General features: G+C 65.5%; 22 protein-coding genes. 17 read left to right on the plus strand and 5 right to left on the minus strand.

The features are described from left to right. Positions 1–3 precede the first annotated feature (3 nt). A complete protein-coding gene (locus GW587_RS08680; protein WP_166101123.1) occupies positions 4–1,020 on the minus strand; it encodes a serine/threonine protein kinase in 1,017 nt (338 codons plus the stop codon). Between the two features lie 88 nt (positions 1,021–1,108). On the opposite strand from GW587_RS08680, the gene GW587_RS08685 reads away from it, so the two are divergent. Further along, positions 1,109–1,999, plus strand: coding sequence for a YicC/YloC family endoribonuclease (locus GW587_RS08685; protein ID WP_166101629.1), 891 nt, complete (start codon positions 1,109–1,111; stop codon positions 1,997–1,999). 40 nt (positions 2,000–2,039) lie between these two features. Here GW587_RS08685 and GW587_RS08690 read toward each other — a convergent pair whose 3' ends face one another. Continuing rightward, on the minus strand, positions 2,040–3,092 hold the full coding sequence (locus tag GW587_RS08690) for a DUF5694 domain-containing protein (protein ID WP_166101125.1): 1,053 nt from the start codon (positions 3,090–3,092) through the stop codon (positions 2,040–2,042). Between the two features lie 229 nt (positions 3,093–3,321). Here GW587_RS08690 and GW587_RS08695 point away from each other — a divergent pair, with 229 nt between their 5' ends. After that, positions 3,322–3,717 (plus strand): nuclear transport factor 2 family protein, encoded by a 396-nt coding sequence (locus GW587_RS08695; RefSeq protein WP_166101128.1) that lies wholly within the window; start codon positions 3,322–3,324, stop codon positions 3,715–3,717. Positions 3,718–3,719: 2 nt separating this feature from the next. On the opposite strand, the gene GW587_RS08700 is transcribed toward GW587_RS08695, so the two are convergent. Then, positions 3,720–4,007 (minus strand): putative quinol monooxygenase, encoded by a 288-nt coding sequence (locus tag GW587_RS08700; protein WP_166101130.1) that lies wholly within the window; start codon positions 4,005–4,007, stop codon positions 3,720–3,722. A 112-nt stretch (positions 4,008–4,119) separates the two neighbouring features. On the opposite strand from GW587_RS08700, the gene GW587_RS08705 reads away from it, so the two are divergent. From GW587_RS08705 to GW587_RS08720, 4 genes are all read left to right on the plus strand, one after another. Continuing rightward, complete coding sequence (locus GW587_RS08705) at positions 4,120–4,863, plus strand: DUF72 domain-containing protein (protein ID WP_166101133.1); 744 nt, start codon at positions 4,120–4,122, stop codon at positions 4,861–4,863. 83 nt (positions 4,864–4,946) lie between these two features. Continuing rightward, the gene (gene gmk, locus GW587_RS08710; protein ID WP_166101136.1) at positions 4,947–5,585 is read left to right on the plus strand and encodes a guanylate kinase; all 639 of its coding nucleotides are present in this window, start codon (positions 4,947–4,949) and stop codon (positions 5,583–5,585) included. A gap of 24 nt (positions 5,586–5,609) precedes the next feature. After that, the gene (rpoZ, locus tag GW587_RS08715; RefSeq protein ID WP_019922806.1) at positions 5,610–5,813 is read left to right on the plus strand and encodes a DNA-directed RNA polymerase subunit omega; all 204 of its coding nucleotides are present in this window, start codon (positions 5,610–5,612) and stop codon (positions 5,811–5,813) included. An 81-nt stretch (positions 5,814–5,894) separates the two neighbouring features. Further along, entirely contained in the window at positions 5,895–8,228 is a 2,334-nt protein-coding gene (locus tag GW587_RS08720; RefSeq protein ID WP_166101138.1) for a RelA/SpoT family protein, read from the plus strand. A gap of 75 nt (positions 8,229–8,303) precedes the next feature. On the opposite strand, the gene GW587_RS08725 is transcribed toward GW587_RS08720, so the two are convergent. Then, on the minus strand, positions 8,304–8,951 hold the full coding sequence (locus tag GW587_RS08725) for a transposase (RefSeq protein ID WP_166101142.1): 648 nt from the start codon (positions 8,949–8,951) through the stop codon (positions 8,304–8,306). 76 nt (positions 8,952–9,027) lie between these two features. Further along, positions 9,028–9,594 carry a transcription elongation factor GreB gene (gene greB / locus GW587_RS08730; RefSeq protein WP_166101146.1) on the minus strand — a complete coding sequence of 189 codons (567 nt, stop codon included), beginning with the start codon at positions 9,592–9,594 and terminating at the stop codon, positions 9,028–9,030. Between the two features lie 58 nt (positions 9,595–9,652). On the opposite strand from greB, the gene GW587_RS08735 reads away from it, so the two are divergent. From GW587_RS08735 to GW587_RS08785, 11 genes are all read left to right on the plus strand, one after another. After that, positions 9,653–10,219, plus strand: a complete 567-nt coding sequence (locus tag GW587_RS08735) for a hypothetical protein (RefSeq protein ID WP_166101149.1) — start codon at positions 9,653–9,655, stop codon at positions 10,217–10,219. 19 nt (positions 10,220–10,238) lie between these two features. Next, entirely contained in the window at positions 10,239–11,429 is a 1,191-nt protein-coding gene (locus GW587_RS08740) for a sensor histidine kinase (protein ID WP_166101153.1), read from the plus strand. A gap of 52 nt (positions 11,430–11,481) precedes the next feature. Next, positions 11,482–12,129: a response regulator gene (locus tag GW587_RS08745; protein WP_166101156.1), complete on the plus strand. Its 648-nt coding sequence runs from the start codon at positions 11,482–11,484 to the stop codon at positions 12,127–12,129. Positions 12,130–12,278: 149 nt separating this feature from the next. After that, a complete protein-coding gene (locus tag GW587_RS08750) occupies positions 12,279–13,871 on the plus strand; it encodes a GGDEF domain-containing protein (RefSeq protein ID WP_166101158.1) in 1,593 nt (530 codons plus the stop codon). Positions 13,872–14,173: 302 nt separating this feature from the next. Further along, entirely contained in the window at positions 14,174–15,748 is a 1,575-nt protein-coding gene (locus GW587_RS08755) for a flagellin N-terminal helical domain-containing protein (protein ID WP_166101160.1), read from the plus strand. Between the two features lie 92 nt (positions 15,749–15,840). Continuing rightward, positions 15,841–16,224: a flagellar protein FlaG gene (locus GW587_RS08760; RefSeq protein WP_166101163.1), complete on the plus strand. Its 384-nt coding sequence runs from the start codon at positions 15,841–15,843 to the stop codon at positions 16,222–16,224. Between the two features lie 225 nt (positions 16,225–16,449). Next, on the plus strand, positions 16,450–19,128 hold the full coding sequence (gene fliD / locus GW587_RS31815) for a flagellar filament capping protein FliD (protein WP_166101165.1): 2,679 nt from the start codon (positions 16,450–16,452) through the stop codon (positions 19,126–19,128). 28 nt (positions 19,129–19,156) lie between these two features. Continuing rightward, a complete protein-coding gene (gene fliS / locus GW587_RS08770) occupies positions 19,157–19,591 on the plus strand; it encodes a flagellar export chaperone FliS (RefSeq protein WP_166101168.1) in 435 nt (144 codons plus the stop codon). A 3-nt stretch (positions 19,592–19,594) separates the two neighbouring features. Continuing rightward, positions 19,595–19,924: a flagellar protein FliT gene (locus tag GW587_RS08775; RefSeq protein WP_166101171.1), complete on the plus strand. Its 330-nt coding sequence runs from the start codon at positions 19,595–19,597 to the stop codon at positions 19,922–19,924. A gap of 14 nt (positions 19,925–19,938) precedes the next feature. Beyond that, the gene (gene fliK, locus GW587_RS08780; protein ID WP_371875561.1) at positions 19,939–21,519 is read left to right on the plus strand and encodes a flagellar hook-length control protein FliK; all 1,581 of its coding nucleotides are present in this window, start codon (positions 19,939–19,941) and stop codon (positions 21,517–21,519) included. Further along, positions 21,509–21,841 (plus strand): EscU/YscU/HrcU family type III secretion system export apparatus switch protein, encoded by a 333-nt coding sequence (locus tag GW587_RS08785; protein ID WP_166101173.1) that lies wholly within the window; start codon positions 21,509–21,511, stop codon positions 21,839–21,841. The genes fliK and GW587_RS08785 overlap by 11 nt, the downstream gene beginning before the upstream one ends.

The following is a 21,841-nucleotide window of genomic DNA, read 5'->3' on the forward strand; positions in this document are numbered from 1 at the left end:
TAGTTAGACCAACGTGTCCGGGCCGGCCTTGGCCTTCGGCTTGGCGATGCCGCCCAGGCGTCCCACCAGGCCGCGCAGGCCGTCTCCGAGCTTATTCATCATGCCTTGCGGCGGCGGCGACGCCTCGGGGGCCAGGGCCACCGGCACTTGCAGCACTTTTTGCAGCGCGAACAGGCTTTGCGGCCGCTCCAGCGGATCGATCTCCAGGCACCAGCGCACCAGCTTGACCAGCTCCGGCGAATAGCGGCCTTCGAGCTTTTCAAAATGGCCGGCCATTTTATCCTCGGTCTTGCGCTGGTCGGCCGGCTGCGGCGGCGAGCCGACCATGCAGGCGAACATCGACGCGCCGATGCTGTAGATGTCCGACCACGGCCCCAGGCCGCCGGTCTTGGTGTACAGCTCCGGCGGCGCGAAGCCGGGAGTGTACATCGGCGTCAGCGTCGGCATGTCGTTGTTGACGGTCTGGCGCGCGGCGCCGAAGTCCAGCAGCATCGGCGTGCCGTCGGTGCGCAGGTAGATATTGGCCGGCTTCAGGTCCAGGTGCAGCAGCTTGTTGGCGTGGACTTCGCGCAGCCCTTTCAGCACCTGGGTGAAGATGGCGCGAATGAAGGCTTCGCCCACCTTGCTGCCCTTGGTCCGCTGGCGCTGGATATGCTCCTGCAAGGAATGGCCCGACTCGTAGGCCATCACCATGTACACCGTGTCGTGGGCGCGGAAGAAATTGAGCACGCTGACAACATTCGGATGGGCGATGCGGGCCAGCGCCCTGCCCTCCTCGAAAAAGCACTTCAAACCGATGCGGAACACCGGCAGATTGGCTTTGGAGACGGCCGGCACCAGTTCGCCCTCTTGCCGCAAGGCCAGTGAACTGGGTAAATATTCCTTGATTGCGACCGCGACGCCGTCGGTGTCATACGCCAGGTAAACAATACTGAACCCACCGGACGCAATTTTCTTTACAATGCGATATCCAGCAATTTCCAGACCATCTGGTAACGGGGCGTTGTTCTGTGCAGCCATAGTGCTCCTCGCCTCAACACCCGGATTGTGTGGATAAATCACTGTTTTGTAAAGATTAAATCGGGGATATCCATTGAGCATTTCCAGTATGACGGGCTACGCGGTCGCCACCAGTGAAAGTGCGGCGGGGACACTGACTATCGAGATCAAGAGTGTTAACTCTCGGTTTTTGGATCTTCAGTTTCGAATAAACGACGATTTGCGCGCGCTTGAACCCGATTTGCGCTCCGCGATCATGGCCGCGATCACGCGCGGCAAGGTCGAGTTGCGGCTCAGCTTCGGGCGCAAGGCGGCCACCACCGGCGCCCAGGCGCTGAATTTGCCGTTATTGACTGAATTGCAACGCTTGCAGGCCGAAGTCGGCACCCATTTCCCCGGCGTGCAAACGATGTCAGTGGCCGAACTGCTGCGCTGGCCCGGTGTCATCGAGGAAGCGCAGATCGGCCAGGAATCGCTGCAGGCCGACGTCGCCACGCTGACCGCCCGCACCGTCGAAGCCTTCGTGATCAGCCGCCAGCGCGAAGGCGCGGCGCTGGAAGCGATGCTGACTTCGCGCATCGAGGCGATGGAAGTGATCGTCAAGCGCATCACGCCGCTGATCCCGCAGGTGGTCGCAGCCTTTCAGCAGAAGGCCGTCGAGCGCATGCAGGACGCGCTGGGCCTGGCTTGCCAGGGCTCGAATTCGGCGCTGTCGCGCCAGGACGCGCTGGAACGCATCCGCCAGGAAGTAATCCTGTACGGCATCCGCATCGACGTGGCCGAGGAACTGGGCCGTCTGTCGGCGCACTTGACCGAGACCCGTCACATTCTGAAAAAAGGCGGCCAGGTCGGCAAGCGCCTCGATTTCATGATGCAGGAGCTGAACCGCGAAGCCAATACGCTGGGCGCCAAGGCCTCGGTCAAGGAACTGGCCGACGCGTCGATGGAGCTCAAGCTGCTCATCGAGCAGATGCGCGAACAGGTGCAGAACCTGGAATAAACCTCAAGGGAGCTTCGGCTCCCTTTGTTTTGATGCGGCCTCACTTCAGCACGGCCGCCGCGTCGACCATGTCCACACCCTGCAATTGGCCGAGCCAGGCGTCGAACCATGGCTTGTGGGTGGCGCCGACGATGGTCAGCACCCGCGCGCCGGGGCGTTCGCGGAAAGTCTCGCGGATGTTGGCGACCATGCGCAGGTTGCGGATTTCCCAGCCCGCCACCCAGATCTGCGGATAACCTTGCGGCGACTTGCCGCGCATGGCGGCGCCGACGTTGGCGTCGGCGCGCACCCGCAGCGCTTCCGGCTGGTTGAGGGCGCGGTACAGCGGCAGCAAGTCGGGCGCCTGCGACAGCTCGCCGTCGCGCTGGTCCTGTGCCTTCATCGCCGCGCCGCCCTCGGCCCAGGCCGACTCGATCGAGCGGACGAAGGCTTTGATGTCGGGCACGTCGATGCGGTCGCCGGTGTGGTTGTCGACCGCGTACACCCGTTGCAGGCCCAGTTGCGCGGCCAGCCGCGCGGCCACCAGGTAGTTCTCGTTGTTGCGCTTGCTAACCTTGTCGAGCGCGTCCAGCAGCGCCGGGTTGATGCCGTCGCCGGCGCGGCGCTCGGCTTCCGGCAGTTGCAGCCATTGCACGTAGGCCGAGGCGCGGTCGTTGGCCGCCAGGAAGGTCGCGGCCAGGCGCCGCCGCTGCGCCGGGGTTGCTTCGGCCGGCCAGGCTTTGAGGGTTTTGTCGACTTGGGCGATGGCGGCCGGCACGTCCAGGCCGGTGGCCGCCTGCGCGGCGTCGGTCGGGGGACAGTAGTCGGGGCCGTACTTGGCCGGATGGCGCGCGGCGAGGTCGCATTCCTCGCCGGACTCGGTTTCGATGGTGATGATCTCCGGCCTGTACGCCGCCAGCCGCGCGATCACGCCGTCCAGCGCGCCCGGTTTGAAGCCGGCCGGCATGCCGCTCAGGTGGGCCGTGCCCAGCACCAGGATCTGCGCCCGGGGACCTGCCATGTCGCGGTCGAGCGTGGTCAGGTCGATCTGCGCCTGCGCCGCGAACGGCAACGCCATGAGTAATCCGCACATCCAGTTGGTCGCTTGGGCCATGCCGCACTCCTCCACATTATCAAGGTGGCGCCAGTGTAGGCAAATGCGCGGGGAGCTGAAACGAGTTTGGGACGGAATGCCGGATCCGGGGAGCAGGACGTCGAAAACGCGGATACGCCTGCGGGATTATTCACCTGTATGCACAAGGTATTCGTTTACATCCCATTTATCAAATAATGAGGCGGCGTTAAAGTGATCTCACTTCTTCCTCTTTCCAGAAAGCGACATCATGAAAACCGCCACCAAACTGCTGAACGACTACCTCGCCAACATCCAGAATCCAGCCGCCGCAGCGGCGCTGTTCGCCGAGGACGGCGTGCTGGAACTGCCGTCCTTGAAATCGCTGGGCATCAACGCGCGCGCCGTCGGCCCGGTCGCGATCGAATCGTTCATCGCCGGCCTGCTGAAGAACGTGCCGGACTTCCGCTTCAAGGACATCGAACTGCTGATCGACGGCGAGGACCAGGCCTTCGGCGAATACAGCGTCGAGGCCAAGGTGCTGTCGACCGGCAAGCTCTACAAGCAAACCTACGCCGGCCGCCTGGTCGCTGAAAACGGCAAGATCAAGCTGCTGCGCGAAGCGCTGGACACCTTGGCCGCCGCCAAGGCCTTCACGCCGGACTGAGCTTAGACCAGCTGGTTCAGCTTGACGATCTGGATGTCGGCCTTGCCGCCGATGCTGGCGACCAGTTCCTGGAAATGCGGCGTGGCTTCGTGCGCCGCCAGCGCTTCCTCGTCGCGCCAGGCTTCCAGCATGATGAAGCTGGCGTGGTTGCCCAGGTCCACGTTCAAATCGTAGCGCAGGCAACCGGCTTCGGCGCGGCTATGCGGCACCACGCGCTCCAGCGCGGCGCGGACGATGGCTTCATTGCCTTCCTTGGCGGTGATGGTGGCGACGACGATCAGATCGTTCATAAACAGTCCCTAGAGTGGAGGAAACCAACATGATGGGGCCGCTTCCCGAATCGAAAAGGGCCGCCGTGAAAATACCGCTATCATCACCGCATCGACTTGCAAGGAGAGACGCATGGCACAGATTCGGGTGGGCATAGGCGGCTGGGAGTTCGCGCCGTGGCGCGAGACCTTCTACCCCAAGGATGTGCCGCAGAAAAAGGCGCTGGAATACGCCAGCAGCCAGGTCACCAGCATCGAGATCAACGGCACTTTCTACCGCACCGCCAAGCCGGAACACTTCGCCTCCTGGGCCGCGCGCACACCGGACGATTTCATGTTCGCCGTCAAGGCCAGCCGCTACGCCACCAACCGCAAGGTGCTGGCCGAGGCCGGCGAGTCGATCGAGCGCTTCATCGACAGCGGCCTGAACGAACTGGGCGACAAGCTCGGTCCGCTGCTGTGGCAACTGGCGGCCACCAAGCAGTTCGACCCCGCCGACGTCGAAGCCTTCTTCAAGCTGCTGCCGCCCAAGCTGGGCACGCGCAAGCTGCGCCACGTGCTGGACGCGCGCCACGACAGTTTCCTGTGCGACGACTACCTGAAGCTGGCGCGCAAGTACAAGGTCGCCACCGTGATCACCGACTCGCCCAAATATCCCAACTTCACCGACGTCACCGGCGAGTTCGTCTACGCCCGCTTGATGGACGCGCAAAGCGGCATCGCCACCGGCTACACCAAGCCGGCATTGAAGCAGTGGGCCACCACCGCCAGGCAATGGCAGCAAGAGGCGAAGTCGGGCGAGGTCTACGTTTACTTCATCAACGGCGCCAAGGAACGCGCGCCGGCGGCGGCGCAACATCTGCTCACCTTGCTGTAAATTGGATGGCTGTCCTTGCTCTTGGTAAAATACGTCTTTGGGCGACGACATCGCGCGCCCGTCTACGTTTTTGAGGGATAGACATGAGTTCAACCAACGCATTCGCGGGCAGCCTGTTCATGGTGGTCGCGCCGTCCGGCGCCGGCAAGTCGACGCTGGTCAACGCGCTGCTGGCGCAGGAGCCGACCATCAAGCTGTCGATCTCGACCACCACGCGCGCGCCGCGTCCGGGCGAAACCCACGGCCAGCAATACTACTTCACCAGCGCCGAGGATTTCGTCGCGCGCGCCAAGGCCGGCGAGTTCCTCGAGTGGGCCGAAGTGCACGGCAATTACTACGGCACCTCGCGCCTGATGGTGGAAGAACAGATGGCGACCGGCACCGACATTCTGCTGGAAATCGATTGGCAGGGCGCGCGCCAGGTGAAGAAGCAATTCCCGCAGGCGGCCGGCATTTTCATCCTGCCGCCGTCGATCGCCGCGCTGGAGGAACGCCTGAATAAACGCGCCACCGACGAACCGCACGTGATCACCAAACGGCTGCTGGCGGCGGGCGGCGAAATCGCCCACGCTCCGGAGTTCGAGTATGCTATCATCAACGAAGAATTTGCAGTCGCCCTGTCGGAACTGACGGCGATTGTGAGAGCGGCCCGTTGCCGGTTTGCGCAACAAGCGGCGCGCAACGCCTCGCTATTTGCCCAACTGGGTATCCACGCTGAATAAATACACAAGATTTTAGGAGTTAAGATGGCCCGCATTACAATTGAAGATTGTCTGAAAAATATTCCTAACCGTTTCCAGCTGACGCTGGCCGCGACCTATCGCGCACGCCAACTGCTGCAAGGCCATACCCCGAAGGTCGAAGCCAAGGACAAGCCGACCGTCGTCGCGCTGCGCGAAATCGCCGCCGGCAAAGTGGGTATCGAAATGCTGAAAAAGGTCCCAATGTAAGTTGGGCCCGCGTTCCCAATAATGTGAATGATGTGGTTTAGCAGTAGTATTAGACATTCTCATTAGACGGAACGCACACGTATGAATCCGATCCCTGCCGATCCGACACTTAGCGGCAAGCCCGCCAGGGCAAAACAGCCGGCCAAAGCGCCGGCTGCAGCCGTGTCCGGAGCAAACGCAGGGGATAGCACCGTCTCCACCATCGCCTCATCCGCACCAGCCCCCGCCCCGCCTGTGATTTCTTCGTCGCCCCTGGCCACGCCCACCCTGACCGCCGGCGTCGCCTCGGTCACGCACCTGACCGAAAAACTCGCCGAGTACATGACCGCCGCCGACCTGAAAAAGGTCAAGGAAGCGTATCGCTTCTCGGACGAAATGCACCTCGGCCAGGTGCGCAAGTCGGGCGAGCCGTACATCTCGCATCCGATCGCCGTGGCCGAGATCTGCGCCGACTGGAAACTCGACGCGCAAGCGATCATGGCGGCGCTGCTGCACGACGTGATGGAGGACCAGGACGTCAAGAAGGACGAGCTGATCGAACGCTTCGGCGCGCCGGTGGCCAATCTGGTCGACGGCCTGTCCAAGCTGGAGAAGATCGAGTTCCAGAGCCAGATCGAAGCGCAGGCGGAAAACTTCCGCAAGATGCTGCTGGCGATGGCGTCCGACGTGCGCGTGATCCTGATCAAGCTGGCCGACCGCCTGCACAATATGCGCACCATGGAGGTGATGGCGCCGGCCAAGAAGGCGCGCATCTCCAGCGAGACGATGGAAGTGTACGTGCCGATCGCGCACCGCCTCGGCCTGAACAACATCTACCGCGAACTGCAGGACCTGTCGTTCTCGCACCTGTATCCGATGCGCTACCGCACCTTGGGCAAGGCGGTGAAGGCGGCGCGCGGCAACCGGCGCGAGGTGGTCAAGAAAATCCTCGAGTCGGTCAAGAACACGCTGGCGATGGCGGAGATCGAGGCCGAGGTCTACGGCCGCGAAAAAACCCTGTACGGCATCTACAAGAAGATGCGCAGCAAGCACCTGTCGTTCTCGCAGGTGCTGGACGTGTACGGCTTCCGCGTGGTGGTCGACAGCTTCCCGAATTGCTATGTCGCGCTGGGCACGCTGCACTCGCTGTACAAGCCGATGCCGGGCAAGTTCAAGGACTACATCGCGATCCGCAAGCTGAACGGCTACCAGTCGCTGCACACCACCTTGATCGGCCCGTACGGCACGCCGGTCGAGTTCCAGATCCGCACCCAGGAAATGCACCGCACCGCCGAATCCGGCGTGGCCGCGCACTGGCTGTACAAGAACGGCGACGCGAACATGTCGGACCTGCAGCAGCGCACCCATGCGTGGCTGCAATCGCTGCTCGACATCCAGCAGCAGACCGGCGACTCGGCCGAATTCCTGGAACACGTCAAGGTCGACCTGTTCCCGGATTCGGTGTACGTGTTCACGCCGAAATCGAAGATCATCGCGCTGCCGCGCGGCGCCACGCCGATCGACTTCGCGTACTCGATCCACACCGGCATCGGCGACCACACGGTGTCGGTGACGATCAACAACGAACCGGCGTCGCTGCGCACCGAATTGCGCAACGGCGACATCGTCGAGATCGTGACCGATTCGTCGTCGCGGCCGAGTCCGACCTGGTTGTCGTTCGTGCGCACCGGCAAGGCGCGTTCGGCGATCCGCCACCATCTGCGCACCATCAACCTGCCGGAATCGATCACGCTGGGGCAGCAGTTGCTGGCGCAGGCGCTATCGTCGCTGGGCATGCAGTCCGACCTGGAAGAGCACCTGATCGAACGGCTGCTGAACGAATCGAGCGCCAAGTCGATGGACGAGCTGCATGCCGACATCGGCATCGGCAAGCGCATGGCGGCGCTGGTGGCGCGGCACATCTTCGGCCTGCGCGGCGGCGAATCGGCCAGCGCGCCGGTGGACCACAACAGCGCGGCAGAGCTGGACCCGGTCACCATCTGCGGCAGCGAAGGCGTCTCGGTGCAGTTGGCGCCGTGCTGCCTGCCGATCCCGGGCGACTCGATCATCGGCCAGCTGCGCCGCGACCAGGGCTTGCTGGTGCACACCTTCGACTGCACGCTGGCCAAGCGGCAGAAGGCCAAGGAGCCGGACCGCTGGATCGCGGTCAAGTGGGGCACCGAGCTGAACCGCCGTTTCGACAGCCGCATCAAGCTGCTGATCAACAACGAAAAAGGGATCCTGGCGCGGGTGGCGGCGGAGATCGGCGAATCGGACGCCAACATCATCTATGTCGGCATGGACGAGGACAAGGAACACGTGCTGCACCAATTGCGTTTCACCATCCAGGTGAAGGACCGGGTGCACCTGGCGGGCCTGCTGCGCAACGTGCGCCGCGTGGCCGGCGTCAACCGCATTCTGCGCGAGCGCAGCTAGCGCTACCCCGCACTGCCAGGCAGGGTCAGACCCCGTACGGGGTCTGACCCTTAAGCGGTACATCATGCGTATCGCTTAAGGTTGCGGGGCAGGTTTTGCGCTGGCGATGAACTGTTTGTCCCCCAACACCCCACCCCGATTGCCTGCGGCGCGAATCTGTTCGATCTGTATCGGGGTAAAGGCTTCTTGAAATAGCCGGAGGTACGCCTGCCTGCGCTCCGAGGCATCCCGCCCCAGACGCTGGTACATCGCATGTGGCGCCACCAGCGCGTCGTGCCGGCCTTCGGCATTCGCCCGATAGCTGGACCACTTGTAATTCCCGGGGAAACGCACCATTCCCGCCCGCACCGGATTGAGCTCAATATACCGCTGGCACATCAGGAAATATCCCTCCGTCTGCACCAGACAGCTCTTGTACCGTCCATCCCACACCGTGCCGGTGGTCCGCTGCCGCGCATTTAGATATTGCGCATAAGCCTGCGCCACGCCCTTCATCATCGCCGCCAGACGCGGCGCGTCCGGCACGCTGAGCAACAAATGCACGTGATTACTCATCAATACATACGCATGCACGCTGCACTGAACCGACAACGCCTGCTCATGCAGCCATTCCCGATACGCATGAAAATCATGATCGACAAAAAAGCACGGCTGCCTGTCATGCCCACGCTGAATCACATGCAGCGGCACCGCTGACAGCAATGCTCTCGAAGCGCGTGGCATGGCATGTCTCCCGGAAGTATGCCGCCAACATAGCAAACGCCGGACACACCAGCTTGACCACGCTCAAACGCCTTGCTTAATCGGCGGCCGGCGCCGGGTAGCTCACTTCGAGGATCTCCAGCTCCTCCACCCCGTGCGGCGCCTGGAAGGTGATGGTGTCGCCCTCGCGCGCCTTGGTCAGCGCGCGCGCCACCGGCGCCACCCAGCTGATCCTGCCGTTCAATGGATCGAGCTCGTCGATGCCGACGATGGTGATGGTGCGGGTTTCATCATGCTGGTTGCTGTAGGTGACCGTGGCGCCGAAGAACACCTGGTCGCTGCCATGATGCACGCTGGGGTCGACGATCGCGGCCGAATCCATGCGCTTGGTCAGGAAACGGATGCGGCGGTCGATCTCGCGCAGCCGCCGCTTGCCGTAAATGTAGTCGCCATTCTCCGACCGGTCGCCGTTGGACGCGGCCCAATGCACGATGCGCACCACTTCCGGCCGGTCGACGTCGATCAGCCGCAGCAGCTCGTCCTTGATGCGCTGATAGCCTTCCGGACGGATGTAGTTCTTCGAGCCGGCCGGGATCGCCAAGGCCAGCGCCGCCGCCTCTTCATCCTCGTCCTGATCCGACTCTTTGACAAATGCTTTATTCATGCGGCCTATTGTAACGTCTTTCACGTATCATGATGCCTAAGGAACAACGCTGCCCACAATGAGACCATTCTACCGATTCCAACGCTGGTTGCTGGCGCCGCTGGTGTATCTGGCGGCCCTGCTGTTGCTGCTGGAAGACTGGCTGTGGGAGCTCGGCATGCGCGGCATGAGCCGGCTGGCCGCCTGGCCGCCGCTGCACCGGCTCGAGGCCTGGATCTGCCGCCTCGGCCCGAAGGCGGCGCTGGTGCTGTTCGTGCTGCCGGCCACGCTGCTGTTTCCGGTCAAGCTGATCGCGCTGTGGGCGATGGCCAACGGCTATCCGCTCACCGGGCTGCTGGTGATCGTGCTGGCCAAGCTGGGCGGCGCGGCGGCGGTGGCGCGGCTGTATTTGCTGACGCGGCCGGTGTTGCTGTCGATCGTCTGGTTCGCCGCGCTGCTGACCTGGTTTCTGGCGCTTAAGGAGCGCTGGATCGAACGGCTACGCGCCACCGCCGCCTGGCGCGAAGTGACGGCGCTGGCCAAGGCCTTCCGCCACTGGCGCCAGCACGCCGCGCCGCGCCCCGGCAGCTGGACCGCGCGCTTCCGCCGCCTGCTGAAACGTTTCCGCGCCCGCTGGCGCGCCTGACCCCACCATTAAAGAGACCATGACCGCGGCATCCCGACAACACAAGGACAGCAAGGCGATGGCCGAGGAGCTGGAACAAGTCCGCGCCCGCTTCGACGCCATCGTCTCCAACACGCCGGGACTGGTGTTCCAGTTCGCGCTGCACCCCGACGGCAAGGTCAGCTTTCCCTACCTGAGCGACGGCTGCCAGGCGCTGCTCGGCCTGACCGCCGCCGACCTGCGCCAGCACCCGGAGCGCTTTCTGGAACTGATCCTGTCCGACGACCGCAAATCCTACCAGGACGCGATGCAGGCGTCGGCCACGGCGCTGTGGAGCTGGAACTGGGAGGGCCGGATCTGGGTCGAGGCGTGGAAGGACGTCAAGTGGATCAACCTGCGCTGCACCCCGCACGCGCAGCCGGACGGCGCGGTGCGCTGGGACGGCATCATGACCAACATCACCGAGAGCAAGCAGGAGCAGATGGAGGTGCGCCATTCGCGCGCCCGCCTGGCCGAGCTGAGCGCCCACACCGATCGCGTCAAGGAACAGGAGCGCACCCGCATCGCGCGCGAGATCCACGACGAGCTGGGCGGCAACCTGACCGCGATCAAGATGGCGCTGGCGATGCTGGCGGCGCGCATCGACAGCAGCGGCGCCGGCGCCGACCCGGCGCTGCGCGACAAGACCGACTACGTCGACGCCCTGGTCGACCGCACCATCGACGCCATCCACCGCATCTCGCTCGACCTGCGCCCGGCGCTGCTGGACCTGGGCCTGGTGGCGGCGCTGGAGTGGCAGGTCGGCGAGTTCGCCAGGCAGAGCGGCATCGAGGCCCAGTTCAGCGCCAACCAGCGCGAGATCGCGCTCGACAACGACCAGGCCACGGCGCTGTTCCGCATCGCCCAGGAGGCGCTGACCAATATCGCCAAGCACGCTCACGCCGGCAAGGTGACGGTCAAGCTGGCGCGGCTGCGCCACCACGTCAGCCTGAAAATCAGCGACAACGGACGCGGCATCCGCCCGGCCGACCGCAGCAAGCCGGCCTCGTTCGGCCTGCGCGGCATGGCGGAACGGGCGCGCGCGCTGGGCGGAACGTTGACGCTGAGCCACGCCGCCGGCGGCGGCACCGTGGTCGCGATTAAAATTAAGCAAGATACCGCACGCGAGAGCCTCATCGCGGCCGCCGCTGGCGCTACAATAGCTGGAGAAAACATTTCCGCCGCGAAATAGCACGCCTCACGGCGCGCGGGCGCGAAATTTACACCAGGGTTCAGAGATTCACATGACAGAAAAAGCCACCATCAAGGTCTTCATCGCCGACGACCATGCCATCGTGCGCGAGGGCTTGAAACAGATCCTGGCCGAGACGCGCGACATCGTGGTCGCCGGCGAGGCCGAGAACGGCGTCGACGCCATCAAGCTGTTCCGCAAGTCCGAGTGCCAGGTGATGCTGCTCGACATTTCGATGCCGGACCGCAGCGGCATCGAGGTGCTCAAGCAGATCAAGAAGGAAAAACCGGAGCTGGCGGTGCTGATGCTGTCGATGCACCGCGAGGACCAGTACGCGATCCGCTCGCTGAAGGCCGGCGCGTCCGGCTACCTGACCAAGCAGAGCGCGCCGCGCGAGCTGGTGACGGCGATCCGCCAGGTGGCCGGCGGCCTCAAGTACATCAGCCCGGCGCTGGCGCAGGAACTGGCCAACCACGTCGGCGAGGACCACGAGGCGCCGCCGCACGACACGCTGTCCGACCGCGAGTACCAGACCTTGACCATGATCGCCTCCGGCAAGACGGTGGGGGTGATCGCCAAGGAGTTGTCGCTGTCGGTCAAGACCGTCAGCGAATACCGCGCCCGGCTGCTGGTCAAGATGAAGCTGAAAAACAGCGCCGAACTGACGCACTACGCGATCAAGAATCAATTGATAGAATAAGGCGGCGCGGCGGCGCGCGCGCCTTGCCGGATCGAACACGTTTAATGCTGCGATGAAAGACGCCTTCCCGCCCTTTATTCAGGCTATGCCGTCCAGGACAATGACTTATCATGGTGTAATAGAGAATCCCTAAAGAGGCCGCCTGCACTATGTCCAGCAAACCCACCACGCCCGAGCAGAATCCGGCCGAGATCGCGCGCGAGGCCTTCCGCCGCCTCGCCACGCGCCGCATCGCGCCGACGCCGGAAGCCTACCGCGAGATTTACAACGAAATCGCCGGCGTCGCCGCCGAGCCGGCCGCCGCCGCGCCGGCCGCGCCGCTGGGCAGCGTCGATCCGGGGCCGGAATCGGTGTTGAGCCAGTTCGCCACCCGGCTCACCGAGAACAGCGGCGACCTGGCCGACTTCGGCCGCCGCTTCAACCGCGCGGTCAAGTCGCGCGACTGGGACGGCTACGCCAAGACCCTGTCGCAGCTGGTGGAAAAGCATTTCGTCGGCAAGAAGGGCGGCATCGAAGTGGCCGGCCTGGCGGCCGAGGACGAACAAACCCGCACCCTGCGCGAACTGCTGAGCCGCACCCTGACCTTCGCCGTGGCCTCGCTGCTGTCCGGCGCGCCGGTGCTGGTGGCCGAGGCCGAATCGCTGGGCGCCGCCACCAAGCTGGCCCACAGCGAGGAGGCGCTGGCCGAGATCGCGCTGCGGTTGAAGCAACTGTGCTTCCAGATCGAGCTGCGCGGCGGCGACAGCGGCGAACAGCAGGAATTGCTGCTGCGCCTGTTCAAGCTGCTGCTGGAAAACGTCAGCGAGCTGCTGGACGACGACAGCTGGCTGCGCGGCCAGATCGAGGCGGTGCAAAACCTGATCGCCGGCCCGCTCGACGTGCGCGCGCTGGAGGAAGCCACGCGCAGCCTGAAAGAGGTCATCTACAAGCAGGGCCAGCTCAAGCACAGCCTGTCGGACGTCAAGCTCACCGTCAAGAACATGATGATGACCTTCATCGACCGCCTCGGCCAAGTGGCGGCGTCGACCGGCGACTTCCACGAGAAGATCGGCGGCTATTCGGAAAAGATCAGCAAGGCCGACAATATCGCCGAACTCAACAGCATTCTCGACGAGGTGCTCAAGGAAACCCGGCTGGTGCAGAGCGAGGCCTTGAAGGCGCGCGACAAGATGGTGCTGGCGCGGCAGGAGGTGCAGGACGCGGAACAGCGCATCCACACGCTGGAGGCCAAGCTGCAGCATTTGAGCGAGCTGGTGCGCGAAGACCAGCTGACCGGCAGCCTCAACCGCCGGGGCCTGGACGACGTGTTCGAGCGCGAGACCGCGCGCTCCGACCGCCGCGGCACGCCGCTGTGCATCGCCATCCTCGACCTCGACGATTTCAAAAAGCTCAACGACACCTACGGCCACATCGCCGGCGACGCCGCGCTCAAGCACCTGGTCAAGATCGTCAAGGACACGCTGCGCTCGATGGACGTGATCGCCCGCTTCGGCGGCGAGGAATTCCTGATCCTGATGCCGGAAACCACGGTCGAGGCGGCCGCGAGCACGATGACCCGGCTGCAGCGCGAGCTGACCAAGCACTTCTTCCTGCACGACAACGAGAAAGTGCTGATCACCTTCTCGGCCGGCGTCGCGCTGCGCCGCCCGAACGAGGAACAGACCGAGCTGGTCAAGCGGGCCGACAAGGCCATGTACACCGCCAAGCAGACCGGCAAGAACCGGGTGGTGGTGGCCGATTAGACATCGTTGCGGTCCTGTTTGCCCCCAGCCCGGCGCCCGCCGGGCTTTTTTTTCGTCCGCACACGGCGCGAAATATAATTATTTTTACCCTAAAGATTCGCGCCGCGCGGTCGTTTAAACGGGAAGGCGAAGCGAACTTTAGCCCTGAAAGATAAAATTTAGTCGTGTTTCCAACCCTAAATTTTCCCGCAGAGCAACCGTTAGTGACTACAACTGCGGTTTGATTGTCTCGGAACACGGAGACAGACCAAGGGGAACTGAGGCATCCAGCCCACAATGAAGTACCTGTTTGGAGAAACATCATGGCACAAGTCATCAATACCAATATTTCCTCGCTGAATTCGCAACGTAACCTGACCACCTCGCAAGCTTCGCTGTCGACTTCGCTGCAACGCCTGTCCTCCGGTCTGCGCATCAACAGCGCCAAGGACGACGCCGCCGGTCTGGCGATTTCCGAGCGTTTCACGTCGCAAATCCGGGGCAATACCACGGCCGCACGTAACGCCAACGACGGTATCTCGCTGGCGCAAACGGCCGAGGGTGGCTTGAGCACCGCCGGCGACCTGCTGCAGCGTATGCGTGAACTGGCCGTCCAGTCCGCCAACGGCACCAACTCCGATTCCGACCGCGCATCGATCCAGAACGAGGTCTCGGCGCTGTCGAACGAATTGAACCGCGTCGCCAACACCACCCAGTTCAACGGCCAGAACGTGCTGGACGGCTCGCTGACCTCGGCCCAGTTCCAGGTCGGCGCCAACTCCGGCCAGACCATCAACATCGGCGTGCAATCGGCCAAGGCCACCGACCTGGGCAACAACACCCTGAAGTCGGCCACCGGCAACACCCTGACCAGCGCCCTGTCGCAGCCGATCGCCGGCGGCGCCACCGACGGCCAGAACAACATCGCCGCCGATGAAACGCTGTCGATCAAGTCCGGCGCCGGCATCAGCACCGACCTGCTGGTCACCGCCGGCGCCAGCGCCGGCAAGATCGCCGCCAACATCAACTCGCTCAGCGGCACCACCGGCGTCAGCGCCCAGGCTTCGACCACCGCCACCATCACCGGCATCACCGACGGTTCGGTGCAGTTCGAACTGCGCGGCGCCAACTCCAAGGCCAACGACGCCAACTCCAAGCCGGTGACGATCTCGGCCAAAGTGGTCGGCGGCGACCTGTCGGCCCTGGCCCAGGCGATCAACGCGCAAAGCGGCACCACCGCCGTCACCGCGTCGGTCAAGAAGGACGGCGCCAGCGGCGCCACCTCGCTGGTGCTGAACAACAGCAACGGCGACGACATCAGCCTGAACAACCTGCTGGCCGACACCGCCACCGGTCTGGGCGCCGCCCTGATCGCCGGCGCGCCGACCCCGGCCAACGGCACCACGGCTGAAGTACCGTCGACCGGGATCGCGATTCCGAACAGCGGCACCACGGCCACCCCGGCCTCGGTCACCGTCGGCGGCACGCTGTCGTTCTCGTCGGACAGCGGTTTCTCGATCGCCTCGACCGGTACCGCCATCATCGGCGGCACCGCCGGCACCGCGGTCGGTTCCGACCTGCAAGCGGTGGCCAAGCTGGACGTCAGCACCGTCGCCGGCTCCAACGCGGCACTGAAGACCATCGACTCGGCGCTGAACCAGATCAACAGCAACCGCGCCGCGCTGGGTGCGATCCAGAACCGTTTCGCCTCGACCATTTCGAACCTGAACACGACCACCGAGAACTTGTCGGCCTCGCGTAGCCGTATCCAGGACACCGACTTTGCTGCGGAAACCGCGAGCCTGACCCGCGGCCAGATCCTGCAACAAGCCGGTACCGCGATTCTGGCCCAGGCGAACTCGTTGCCGAACGGCGTGCTGTCGCTGCTGCGTGGCTAAAATCCGGGGATGAGACGGCGCCCACCCGCGCCGTCCTGACCAGGTTCCCCGACTGATTTCATCCGTCGGGGATTTTTCACAAAGGAAGCATCATGACTATCGATACCATAGGCTCGGCCACCTCGGCCCGCCAGGCCGACCGCACCCCGGTCGGCACCGACGCGGCGCTCGCCCAGGGCGCCGCGCGCGCACCGGCCACCGCCGTCGAGACCGCCGCCGCGGTGAGGGCGCCGTCCGCGGCGCCGTCGCTGGCCCAGGTCAACGAGGCCGTGTCGCAGTTGAACAAGTCGTCGCAGGCCAAGTCGCAGGGCCTGGAGTTCTCGGTCGACACCGACAGCAAGCGCACCGTGGTCAAGGTGGTTGACCAGACCACCAAGGAAGTGCTGCGGCAGATTCCGACCCCCGAGGCGCTGGAAATCGCCAAGGCGCTGGAATCGAAGTCCAGCACCGGTCTGCTGATCCAGCAAACCGCCTGAAGCGGCCGCGCCCAGCGCGCGCCGCTTTTTCTTTTCTTATGGCATCCTGTTCCGGGAGCGCCGACCTGACGAATCTCTCGGGCCACGCCCCGCGCCGGATGCCCGTCGGACCCACCGCTGCCTGTTTTTTCCGCTTTGACCGAACAGGCCGGTATTCCCCCCTCTCAAGTCCGGTTTGATTCTGCCGATACTGTCTTATATTATTGCTTTACTTAGGAGCACAACGTGGGCATCTCTTCACCCGGCATCGGCTCAGGCATCGACGTCAACACCATCGTCAGCAAACTGATGTCGGTGGAATCGCAGCCGCTGAACGATTTCGACAAGAAATCGGCCAGCTATCTGGCGCAAGTGTCCGCGTTCGGCAACCTGTCGAGCGCGCTCGGCGGCTTCCAGTCCTCGCTCTCCAGCCTGAGTTCGCTCTCCGGCTTCCAGACCATGAGCGCCACGCCGGGCGACAACTCGATCTTCACCACCAGCGCCAGCGGCACCGCGCAGCCCGGCAGCTACCGGGTCAACATCACCCAGATCGCGCAGGCGCAGACGTTGGCCTCGGGCGGCTACAAGTCGACCACCGCCGCCATCGGCCTGGGCGGCAAGACCACGATCAACTTTGCGCTCGGCACCGTCAGCGGCGGCAGCTTCGGCCTGAGCGGCGCCAAGCTGGACAAGGCGCTCAGCAGCGGCGGCCTGACCACCGGCGCGCTGACCATCAACAACACCGCGATCGCCACCGACGGCACCACCCGCAGCGCGCGCCTGCTGGCCGACGCCATCAACGCCAAGAGCGCCACCACCGGCGTCTCGGCCAAGGCCTCGGCCACCGTCACCGACGCCACGCTGTTCGCCAGCTACGGCGACATCGACACCAGCGCCGGCGGCACCTACGCGCTGTCGGTGGGCGGCGTCAACATCGCGGTGCAGGCCAGCGGCGTGGCCCCGGGCGAGGCCGGCGCGGTCAGCGCCGCCTCGATCGACGCCGCGCTGACCGGCAACACCGCCATCACCCGCGCCCTGGCCGACGCCAACATCACCGTCAGCGGCACCGCCGCCGGCGGCGACCTCGCCTTCACCAACGCCGACGGCAGCAACATCACCATCGCCGAGGGCGTCTCGGGCACGGTCAGCGGCGGCATCGGCAACGCCGCCGGCGCCGCCAACATCGGCTCGGCCACCACCGAGGTCGGCGCCATCTCGCTGATTTCCGCCAGCGGCAGCCCGATCACCGTGGGCGGCACCAACCCGGCCGGGGCCGGCCTGAGCGCCGGCGTCGGCGGCGCCTACCTGGGCGCCGGCTTCGCCGCCGATTCCAGCCGCACCAGCGGCAACATCGTCATCGACAGCTCCAACAACACGCTGCAGGGCATCATGGCGGCGATCAACAAGGGCAACTTCGGCGTCACCGCCCGCATCGTCTCGGACGGCTCGACCGGCACCAACGCCACCCCGAACCGGCTGGTGCTGACCTCGACCGCCACCGGCGAGAGCTCGACCATGAAGATCACGCTGTCCGGCTCGGGCGGCAGCGCGCCGGACGAGGAACTGAGCAAGCTGCTGGCCTACGATCCGGCCGGGGCGCAAAACATGAGCCAGAAGGCGGCCGCGTCCAACACCAAGGGCACCGTCGACGGCATCGATTTCACCAGCTCCAGCCTGGGCATTTCCGGCTCGGTGCCGGGGGTGACCATCAGCGCGCTGAAGGTCGGCAGCTCGACGCTGACCGTGTCCAAGGACACCGCCGCGCTGACCGCGTCGGTCACCGGCTTCGTCAAGGCCTACAACGACCTGACCAAGCAGATCACCGACCTCAGCGGCTACAACGCCGACACCAAGACCGGCGGCGCGCTGCTGGGCGATTCGACCGTGCGCAACCTGCAGGCGTCGATCCGGCGCCAGTTGTCGAGCTCGATCACCGGCCTGCAGGGCACCAGCCTGACCAATCTGTCGCAGATCGGCGTCTCGTTCCAGAAGGACGGCACGCTGACGCTCGACACCAGCAAGCTGGGCAAGGCGATCGAGAGCAACTACAACGACATCGCCGGCCTGTTCGCGGCGGTCGGGCGCGGCACCGATGCCGACGTCAAGTTCGCCAGCTCGACCAGCAAGACCCAGGCCGGCGACTACCGGGTCGACATCACCCAGCTGGCCACCCAGGGCACGCTGAAGGGCACCGTGGCGCTGCCGGCCGAGACCGTGATCGCCGAAGACACCACCTGGACCGTCACGCTGAACGACACCAAGCCGGCGACGCTGGCCAACACCGCCACCATCACCCTGCCGGCCGGCAGCTACAACCCGAGCCAGCTGCAGACCATGCTGCAATCGTCGATCAACGGCGTCAGCGCGTTCTCCAGCGCCGGCGCCACCGTCTCGGCCACCATCGGCGACGACGGCATGCTCCAGCTGAGTTCGACCCGCTACGGCGCCAAGTCCAACCTGCACATCGCCAGCGCCACCGGCACGGCGGTGTCGGACGTGTTCGGCGCCGGCGCCTCGGTCGACGGCGTCGACGTAGCCGGCACCATCGGCGGCTACACCGCCACCGGCGACGGCCAGAACCTGACCGGCGGCCCCGGCGCCCCGGTCGAGGGCCTGAAGCTGACCATCACCGGCGACGCCATCGGTTCGCGCGGCACCATCGGCTTTTCGCAGGGCTACGCCTACCAGCTCAACAACCTGGCGGCCGGCTACCTGGGCAGCACCGGCGCGATCACCAGCCGCACGACCGGCCTGAACAATACGGTCAAGGACATCACCAAGCAGCGCGACGCCTTCGCCGCGCGGCTGACCGACATTGAAGCACGCTACCGCAAGCAATACACGGCGCTCGACACCTCGATCGCCAGCATGAATACCACCGCGTCCTTCTTGACGCAACAGTTCGCGGCCATGGCCAAAGCCTGACCGCGGACTCATTAACAGGAGACAGAGTATGTTTGGATCTCGACAAACCGGCGTGCACGCCTATGCCAAGGTCGGCATGGAAACCGGCGTGGTCGCCGCCAGTCCGCACAAGCTGATCGTGATGCTGTTCGACGGCGCGCTGGTGGCGCTGAACGGCGCCCTCGGCGGCATTCGCAGCGGCAACATCGGCGAGAAGGGCAAATCGATCTCCAAAGCCATCATGATCATCGACAGCGGGCTGCGCGCCGCGCTCGACAAGAAGGCCGGCGGCGAAATCGCCGAGGGCCTGGACGCGCTGTACGAGTACATGAGCGGGCGCCTGCTGACCGCCAACATCAACAACGATCCAGCGATCCTGGAGGAAGTGCAGCGTTTGCTGACCGAGTTGCGCGACGCCTGGAACGCGATCGCCGATACCCCCGCCGCCACCGGCGCCCAACCCACCAATCTCGCGAGCGCCTGATCCATGATGACGATTCAAGATGTTTTATCCGTGTACGCCGCGATGGCCGACCTGACCGAGCAGATGGTGCAGGCCGCCACCCGCAGCGACTGGGACGCGCTGGTGCTGCTGGAGCAGCGCTGCGCCGCCCACGTGCAGACGCTGCGCGCGCAGGAAACGCCGTTGCCGATGAGCGGCGCCGAGCGCGAACGCAAGATCGAACTGATCCGCCAGATGCTCAACGCCGATCGCCGGATCCGCGACCTGACCATGCCGTGGATGCATCAACTGTCCAAACTGATCAACTCCACCGGCACTGAACGGCGCGTGGTCAACGCCTACGGCAGCGTCTAAAGCGGGCGCGCGTCGTGCTGCCGCGCCTCGACGCCGCCGTCGTCACGCCGCTCACCCCGGCTGACGGCGCCGGTGCGGGCGCGGCGGTCGGCGAAGGCCGCCAGGCCGCCTTCCAGCGCGCGCTGCAGGGCATGGTCGGCCAGACCGTCACCGCCGAGGTGATCTCCAGCGTCAAGGACGGCAGCTTCATCGTCCGGGTAGCCGACAACGCGGTGCGCATGATGCTGCCGCCCGGCACCCAGGTCGGCGCCGACATCCCGCTGACGGTGCTCAGCGCCAATCCCCGTCCCACCTTCCAGCTGGCCAACGCGCCCGCCGGCGGCAATCCCACCGTGCTGTATGCCGACGGCGAGGCGGCCGCCGCGCCGCTGCCGTCGCAGGGCTCGGCGGTGTACGTCCCCGGCCGCACCCCGCCCGCCGCGCCCGGCCAAACCGGCCAGGCGGGCGCCCCCGCATCGCCCGCCGCCAACCCAGCGGCGACGCCGGGCGCGGACGGCGGCACCGTGGCCGACGCCGATCCCGCCCTGCCCGGCCAGCTCAAGCCCGGCGCCGCGCCGAACAATGCCGCCCCCCCGGCCGGCGCGCGTCCGGGCGCCGGCGCCGGCGAAGCCGCGCCCGCCGGCCAGCCGGGCCGGCCTGCTCCGGCGGCACAGCCCGGCGCCGCCGCGCCGGCCAATGGCGCCGCCAATCCGGCCGCCCTGCCCGCCACCGCCGGCCAGCCGGCGGCCAATGCGGCGGCCAACCCAGCGGCAACCGCAGCCAACGCGGCGACCGCTGCCGGCGCCGCCGGTTCCGCCGTGCCGGCCGACGCCGTCAAGCCGCAAAGCCTGGCCGCGACGTTGCTGGGCAAGGCGCCGCTGACCCCGGCCGCCGAGCTGCCCGACCTCGATCCGAGCACGCCGGCGCCGACGCTGAGCAGCACCGCGCGCGCGCTGACCACCGTGCTGGGCGCGGTCCAGACCGGCCAGGCGGCGCAACTGGCGCTGATCGGCAAGACCGCGCTGTTCGGCAACGCCGCGCCGGACACCGCCGAACTGGCGCAAAAACTGCAGAACAGCATCTCGCAAAGCGGCCTGTTCTACGAATCCCACGTCACCCAATGGGTCAAGGGCGAACGCACGCTGCCCGAACTGATGCGCGAACCGCAGATGCAGCGCCTGGCGCAGGGCGGCGACAACGCCGCCCGCGCCGCCGCCAACGGCCCCGACCTGAGCGCCGCGCAAATGATCAACCAGCAGCTGCACACCCAGGAGCAAGGCCGGGTGCAATGGCAAGGCCAAGCCTGGCCGGGCCAGCCGATGCAATGGGAGATCCGCCGCGAGCAGCGCGACGGCCGCAAGGACGAAGGCGGCGCCGACGCCGAGCCGGAGCAAGTTTGGCGCAGCGGCGTGCGCTTCCGCTTCCCGGCGCTGGGCACGGTGTCGGCCTCGGTCACGCTGATCGGTGGCCAGGTCCACATCCAGGTGCAGACCGGCAGCGACGACACCGCCGTCACGCTGCGCGCCTACGCCGGCGCGCTCGAGGCGGCGATGGAGGCGGCCGGCGCGCCGCTGTCGTCGCTGAGCATCGCCCAGGGGGACCGCGATGACGGATGAGTCGACGCGCCGGCCGCTGCAGCAGGCGGTGGCCCTGGCCTACGAAACCGGCGCCCCGGCGCCCAGGGTGGTGGCCAAGGGACGCGGCCTGGTGGCGGAACAGATCATCAGCGTGGCGCAGGAAGCCGGCGTGTTCATCCATGAGTCCAAGGAACTTGTCTCTTTGCTCATGGATATAGATTTGGACCAACAAATACCGCCCACGCTGTATCGTACGATTGCGGAACTGTTGGCATGGCTATATCATATTGAATCAGCGCAAAAGTCCGGCCTGCCGCTCCCGGCGCCGCCCGACACCAGCATCCCCTTGACCGAAATTTGA

Origin of the sequence: Duganella aceris, from assembly GCF_011090165.1 — a bacterium.
GTDB lineage: Bacteria > Pseudomonadota > Gammaproteobacteria > Burkholderiales > Burkholderiaceae_D > Rugamonas > Rugamonas aceris.